At 30.0% G+C, this 7232-nt stretch carries 5 protein-coding genes and 1 CRISPR repeat array; of the genes, 1 reads left to right on the forward strand and 4 read right to left on the reverse strand.

Features of this window, described 5'->3' with window-relative positions:
• The first annotated feature begins 34 nt into the window (after positions 1 to 34).
• Positions 35 to 726: direct repeats of the CRISPR family, unit length 30 nt; unit sequence GCTTCAATACATCTCATGTTACTGTTAAAT.
• A gap of 1638 nt (positions 727 to 2364) precedes the next feature.
• From SPD90_RS11630 to SPD90_RS11645, 4 genes are all read right to left on the reverse strand, one after another.
• Positions 2365 to 2685, reverse strand: a complete 321-nt coding sequence (locus SPD90_RS11630; protein ID WP_320925343.1) for a hypothetical protein — start codon at positions 2683 to 2685, stop codon at positions 2365 to 2367.
• Between the two features lie 3 nt (positions 2686 to 2688).
• Positions 2689 to 3600, reverse strand: a complete 912-nt coding sequence (locus tag SPD90_RS11635; RefSeq protein WP_320925344.1) for a DMT family transporter — start codon at positions 3598 to 3600, stop codon at positions 2689 to 2691.
• 115 nt (positions 3601 to 3715) lie between these two features.
• Positions 3716 to 4351: a TrkA C-terminal domain-containing protein gene (locus tag SPD90_RS11640; RefSeq protein ID WP_320925345.1), complete on the reverse strand. Its 636-nt coding sequence runs from the start codon at positions 4349 to 4351 to the stop codon at positions 3716 to 3718.
• A gap of 109 nt (positions 4352 to 4460) precedes the next feature.
• A complete protein-coding gene (locus SPD90_RS11645; protein WP_320925346.1) occupies positions 4461 to 6113 on the reverse strand; it encodes a DUF4041 domain-containing protein in 1653 nt (550 codons plus the stop codon).
• 241 nt (positions 6114 to 6354) lie between these two features.
• On the opposite strand from SPD90_RS11645, the gene SPD90_RS11650 reads away from it, so the two are divergent.
• A partial coding sequence (locus SPD90_RS11650; protein ID WP_320925347.1) for a DMT family transporter occupies positions 6355 to 7232 on the forward strand: 878 nt, incomplete at its 3' end.

Here is a 7232-nt window from a genome sequence, read left to right on the forward strand (position 1 = left end):
TACAAGAGTTTGAAAACAATACAGAGGCAAACTAGCTTCAATACCTCTCATGTTACTGTTAAATTTTCAGATAAAAGAAAAAAAGAAATTGAATCTATGGTGCTTCAATACATCTCATGTTACTGTTAAATTTTAATTTAATTTCATCTTTTTTAGTTTCTTTTAATGCTTCAATACATCTCATGTTACTGTTAAATTAATAGCAATTCTTTGGTGTGGAGATGGGATGATAAGCTTCAATACATCTCATGTTACTGTTAAATCTGCTAAGAATTACACAATGGATCAAGAAAGAAAAAGCTTCAATACATCTCATGTTACTGTTAAATGATATTGAAAAAGAAGCAAGTAATACTCAAACATATGCTTCAATACATCTCATGTTACTGTTAAATAAATGTATACAGATATTTACCAATGTTTAGTTGGCTGCTTCAATACATCTCATGTTACTGTTAAATTCAATTTCAAAAATCATTAATAAGCACTCTCCATCAGCTTCAATACATCTCATGTTACTGTTAAATATCCGACATATGGTATGAGTGCGGAAAAAGTAGCAAAGCTTCAATACATCTCATGTTACTGTTAAATTTTTTACCAAACCACACCCCATTAATATTTAAATGGGCTTCAATACATCTCATGTTACTGTTAAATAACATATACTACAATTAAAGAAATGCATAAGTTATTGCTTCAATACATCTCATGTTACTGTTAAATACTCGTAAAATACCCATTCTTTATTTAAGTATATCACAAAAAATATTGAAATTTCAACATTACCAATTATATTTACCAACCAAAACACAATATTTCTATATTTCTAATAAAAACAACTAAATACATTGATATAACTAGACTTGAAACATTATGCTTCTAAAAGTGGTTGGTAAATTGGCATACTTTTTGACAAGATAGTCCTTAGCAAAGTATCTATAATATAAGTATATTAAAAATTATCTGGAGGTGATAACATGGCTGTTTTAAGTATAGGTTCAATAGGATCTTTAATTTCAATAGCAATATATCTTTAGTATATACAGCATAAGTATTTAAAGGGGGTGAGAGTTTATGGGTACTACAAAGCTATTCTTGCGATTCCATCGTATTTTATCTAAATAATTGTTAGTTTCAATTTATATTTTCAAGGAGGTGATCTAATGAGAGCAATAACAATGATTTTGAAGATATTATTCTAGTTTTGTTTTAGTTTAGTTTAATAATTTGGGAGGTGAAAAGATGAGTCTTAAATGCATTGTTTGTCCGATGAAAATTTTCTGTACTTTGACTTCTAGTTGTTGTTAGTTTTTATTTGGTTTCAGAGGAGGTGAGCTTATGGTAACAGCTGTAGTGAAGTTAATTGGATTGTTGATATAATTTTATGAGGATGGAAGGTTATAACATGAGTGTTAAAAAATTGAATAATTTCTATAGGGCATGGTACGAGGTTGAATTAGTACGGTGTCTTTTTTTATGCGTAAAAAAAGCTAGATTATTTCTAGCTGATTTTAAGAGAAGGTACCTTATCAAACATCTTATGAAGACTATAACAATATAATGAATAAGATATGTTTCAATTCCCCTAAGGGAAGGTACCTTATCAAACAGTAAAAATGAAACTTTATTCGCTCTAGAATATTTATTTGTTTCAATTCCCCTAAGGGAAGGTACCTTATCAAACGAATCTATTGAAGAAGGAACATACGTTAAACTTAATGAGAGTTTCAAATCCCCTAAGGGAAGGTACCTTATCAAACTAAAGATGGTAAAAATATGTATCGTGGAACAGACCTTGGAGTTTCAATTCCCCTAAGGGAAGGTACCTTATCAAACTATACACAATATACCTTTAAGTGATTTGAGATCTAATGTTTCAATTCCCCTAAGGGAAGGTACCTTATCAAACAGGAGCTTTTAAATCAGTATACTATGACAGTAAATGGTTTCAATTCCCCTAAGGGAAGGTACCTTATCAAACGCTACAGACGATTCTTTAATAGAAATAATAGGAAAAGATAAGTTTCAATTCCCCTAAGGGAAGGTACCTTATAAAACCCCTAGAATTTTAGCCCTTGCAATTACTAGCTTTGAGACCCCCGTTGCGGGGTACAACTTTTTCCTTACATATAAATTTTATTATACATACTCAAAAGTGCCTCAAACCGTTGGTATTACTGGTGCGTGGGACTTTGAAAATTTAATAAAGCAAAATCACTAATTTACTTTATTATTTTAATCTATAATACCAATACAATTCAAAATAGATTTAAAAAATTAACCTATAAAAAATAGTATTTCATATTAATATGTATAACTATAGTATATCACAAAAAACATTGAAATTTCAACATTATATACCTATTTACCGTTCCTAAGATTCCTAAAAAACTTCTTTATCATATCCACCACATAATAAACAGAATTAGTAATCCCATCAGTATACTTATCATACAAAATATGAGTCTTAACCTCGCTGTCCTTAATCACAGTATAATTACAAAGCACATCATCAGAAATCTCCACAATCTCGCCGTTTTCAAGCTTCACGACATAAATCTTATCATCCAGCAAAACATCAGTCATCTTCTTCTCCCTAGTTTTACACTCTATAACAGTTCCCTTCAAATAATTCTTAAAAACATATCCCTTGCTAATCAATATTTTTTGTCCGACTTCCATTTTTTATACCTCCTTGTCTGTGTGGCAGCTTTTATGTGAAAATAAATTTGGTTTTACCTGGCAGAGAATTATCCCGATAAATATCAGCAAGCAGCCGACAACCATCTTAATTGTAAGTGTTTCCTTCAAAATAGTTATTGCAAATAGCGTTGCAAATATAGTTTGTGAGGAAAGTATAAGCGATGCATTGACTGGTTTTGTGTATTTTTGGCATATATTTTGCAGTGATAGTGTGATCAATGTGCTTATAAATCCCAAAAATAAAATTCCAAATACACTTAATTTTGTGAGTCTAGAGAAGTCGTAAGCTCCCTCTATCAAAAATGCCGTAATGCTTCCCAAGACAGCACATGTCAAAATCTGCACGATCACCAAAATCATAGGGTCGATTTTCTCTGTGTATCTATCTATATAAATAATATGCATGCTAAATCCAAAGGCTCCAAGTAGTGTTATCAAATCGCCAAATCCCATAGTAAAATTCTCCTTCAAAGACAAAAATCCCACGCCGATCATAACTATTATCCCAGCTGATATCTGGTACATATCTGGTTTAGTTTTGCTTATTGCCCAATACAAAAATGGAACCATCACGACATCCGTTACAGATAGAAATGAACTATTACTAGCAGTTGTGTACTCAAGCCCTATATTCTGTGCCAAATAACCGATATACGCAAATAAGCCCAGCACGATTCCGCATACAAGCGCTTCTTTTTTTATCTGCTTTAATTTATTAAAAAATATCACGACAAGTGCAATCGACGCAATAATAAATCTAAATGCAATCGTATAAAAGGGAGGAATTGACCCCACTGTGAATTTTATAGCGATAAATGCAAATCCCCATATAATAGCCACTAAAATTAGTCCTATATTAGAAAATAATTCTTTGTTTTTTATATTTAAGTTCAAACTGACCACCGACCTTTCTGATATGTAATTATAGTAACACAATTTACGGGGATATAGGAATTTTTAGATAAAAATAAAAAATGTTACAAGAGTATTTCAACCCTTGTAACATTTTCTATTTAGTATCGTTATTATCATATAAAAATGCCGGTACAGAATTGTAGATATGTTTATCTCCAACTACTAATAGTAAATCTCCAGCTAAAAATTCTATATATGGTCCTGGAGAAATTATAAGCTCTTCGCCTCTTTTTACAGCAACAATTGTTGCACCTGTATTTTGCCAGAACTTAGTTTCACCTGATGTTTTTCCTATGTACTTGCAGTTTTCTTCAATAGTAAATTGCACTGGAACTAGTGGATTTATAATTTCTAGTCTATTAGAATAATCGATAATTTTGTTCAATGTTTCTACTATTTCATTTTCTAGCTTTGATTTTTCTCCAAGCAATTTGTATAAACTGCTCTTGTAAGATGAAATATTTGTAATATCTTGGTATTTTTTTATGAATGATAGCGCGTTTTTAGAAGATAGGACAATAACTCCTTTGCCTTTGACACTTTCCACAATTTTTATGTCTTCTAGTAATTTTATCGCACGTCTGATAGTTTCTGGAGAAACGTTGTATTTTCCAGCTAAAACAGAGCGTCCGTATAGAGTACTACCTTCTACTATACTTCCTGTATAGATTTTGTTTGCCAAGTCTAAAGCTATTTTTTGATAGATTGGCATAGTGTAATTATCTTGCATTTTCTCACCCCCTTTGATAACAATTTTGAATAACTCTAATTACTATTTTATAACTATTAAATTATTTTATCAATTAAAATAATCGGTAATTGTTAAAAATTTCTTTGTTTTATAAATACCCTTTTACAATGTCTATAAACATGTCTTTGATTTCTTCTAAGTCATTCATTTCATCAAAATCAAACATTATAACTCCTTCTTCCTTATCAAATAAATGGATGTTATTTTTACCTGTTTTATTTAAAAATAATCTACATATATATTTAGCTGAATCATTTTTAAAATTAATTTCTAAGTATTCGTTGTTTTTAAAATAAGAGATTTGATTTGTATCTATAACATCTGATACAAGCCTTTTTATCAAGCTTAGATAATTCATCTCTTCAAAATTTAAAGACATTGTCTTAGCTGTTTTTTCTTCATTATTTGTAGGCTTTGAAGTAGCTTCGTTATCATTTGTAGAGGTTTCTACAGGTTCTATTTTTGCTTTTTCAATAGGCTTAGTACCCATAGCCAAGGATTCTCTATATTCCTGAGCTTCAGCTAGCATTGTAAATTCTATAGTAGCGTTGTGATTTTTTATAACTTCTTTTTTGACTTCTTCTAAAGACACGTTGAAGAATTCTTTTCTCAAATTGACCTTATTAACACTTTTATTTTCAAATTTTTTATGTAGTGCATTTTCTAAAGCAGGGGCATCCTCTGAAAAAATCATAGCGTGAACATCGAATTTAAAAGGAACAGATGCATCTCCAAGCTCTCTAACTCTATCCATAGGATCAAGTCTTCTAGTCATACCTATTTTATATACATTTTCTCCAAAAGAGCCTATATTTGAGATTACGTAGACATATCCAGCTCGTGTATTTTGCTCTCTATTAGCTAAATCCTTCTTTGAATCTTCAACTTCCTTTAATTTATTTTCTAGTTCTCTTATTTTTTCTAGTAGAGTATTTTTTTCTTTATCATCAGCTTTTTCTAATTTATTATTTAAATCCTTTATAGCATTAGAAAAATGGGTTTCTTCTTTTTCTATTTTCTTTCTAGCTGCTTCTAATTCTTTTAAAACCTTAGCTTCTTCTCTCATACGTTCCTTTATTGCCTGTTGTTCTTCTTTTTCTTCTTGCTTTTTACATTCATATTCGTATTTTAAGTAAAGCTCTTCTATTTTTAGATTTAAATATTCTGTTTTTATTGATACATGCTGCATATCAGTAAGAGAATTAATTTCTTTGTATATTTTTTTTATTCTTTCAGCTGATTTTTCTACATTGTTAAATTTAGTTTTGGTTATAATGTTGTCACATTCGTTATTAAAAGCTCTAAGAGATAGTTTTACAGTATCTAGTATAAATTCTTTACCCTTTTTCTTATCTCCATCGACGATATAGCTTGTGTTATGTATTGTGGCTGTTTTATTTTTTATCATAGCCTTTTGCTTGTCTCTTATATTTTGTAATTTTCTATTATACAATTCAGATGATTCTAAACCGTATTTTGTTTTATAAATACCAAATGACTGCATCTCTTCTATATCTTCTAAGCCTATAAGCGTCTGTTGTAGATAAGATACTTTATTTTGTAGTTCTCTGTTTTTAGATTTTAAATCGTTTTTATGTCTATTTAATTTATCTATTTCTTTATTAATATCTAGATATTTGACTTGTTCTTGAGTTAGATGTATAGCATTTAACTCTTTTTTTAACTCTTCTATTTGATTTAATAATTCTTTTTTGCTTGGTCCTTGTCCAAAGATAGCCATAATAATTTCCCTCCAACTTATTTATTGTATTTTTTATAGTCACTAGTTAATTATAATAAAAATAACATAATAAAGATATAAATTATTTTAAAAAATATAGTATTTCTTTGAATATGAATGACAAATAAGGAAAATATATTTAATATATACGGTTTGACGAATAAAAAAATAAACGATAAAATAATATGCTGGAGTATATAATTGAAAATAGATATAGATAATTTATTAAGGAGGATTTTTAATGGATAAAGTAATCAAATCGAACAGAATAAAAGGGATACTCTGTATAATTGCATCTGCATGTGGATTTGCAGTTATGTCGGCGTTTATAAAGATGGCAGGTGATTTGCCGAGCTTTCAAAAGACATTCTTCAGAAATTTAGTAGCAGCTCTTCTAGCTCTATATTTAATAATCAAGCACAAGGGAAGCTTAGTAGGGAAGAAGGAGAACAGAAAGGTACTAGTCCTAAGATCTCTATTCGGGACTATAGGGATAGTATGCAACTACTATGCGGTAGATAGACTTGTCCTATCAGATGCCAATATGTTAAATAAGCTAAGTCCGTTTTTAGTCGTTATCTTCTGTGCTTTATTTTTAAAGGAAAAGATAAATTTAAAACAAATTACGATGGTAACAGTGGCATTTATAGGGGCTCTATTTATAATAAAACCAAGCTTTGATGTACAGGTGATACCTTATTTAGTCGGAGTAATGGGAGCGATATTTGCAGCACTTGCATATACCTGTGTCAGGGTTTTAGGTAATAAGGAGGATTACTATACTATAGTATTTTTCTTCTCAACTTTTTCGCTTATAGTTATTTTACCTGTGTTTTTAGCTGTTTATAAGCCTATGACATTTATGCAACTAGTGTACTTGTTACTTGCAGGGGTGTCAGCGAGTATCGGTCAATTTGGAATTACCCTTGCTTATAAATATGCACCAGCTAAGGAAATTTCTATATACGACTACAGTGGTATAATCTGCTCTGCTGTTTTAGGGATAGTATTTTTCAACGAGAGCCCAGATATAATAAGTATATTTGGTTATCTAGTAGTATTTGCTGCGGCATTTGATATGTTTTTATACAATAAAAAGCTAGATAAACAGGACAATCA

It is taken from the genome of Intestinibacter sp., from assembly GCF_034113885.1.
GTDB lineage: Bacteria > Bacillota > Clostridia > Peptostreptococcales > Peptostreptococcaceae > Intestinibacter.

Coding starts and splice junctions, on each gene's coding strand:
- SPD90_RS11630 (WP_320925343.1), bottom strand. CDS start 2,685: ATGGAAGTCGGACAAAAAATATTGATTAGCAAGGGATATGTTTTTAAG.
- SPD90_RS11645 (WP_320925346.1), bottom strand. CDS start 6,113: ATGGCTATCTTTGGACAAGGACCAAGCAAAAAAGAATTATTAAATCAA.
- SPD90_RS11640 (WP_320925345.1), bottom strand. CDS start 4,351: ATGCAAGATAATTACACTATGCCAATCTATCAAAAAATAGCTTTAGAC.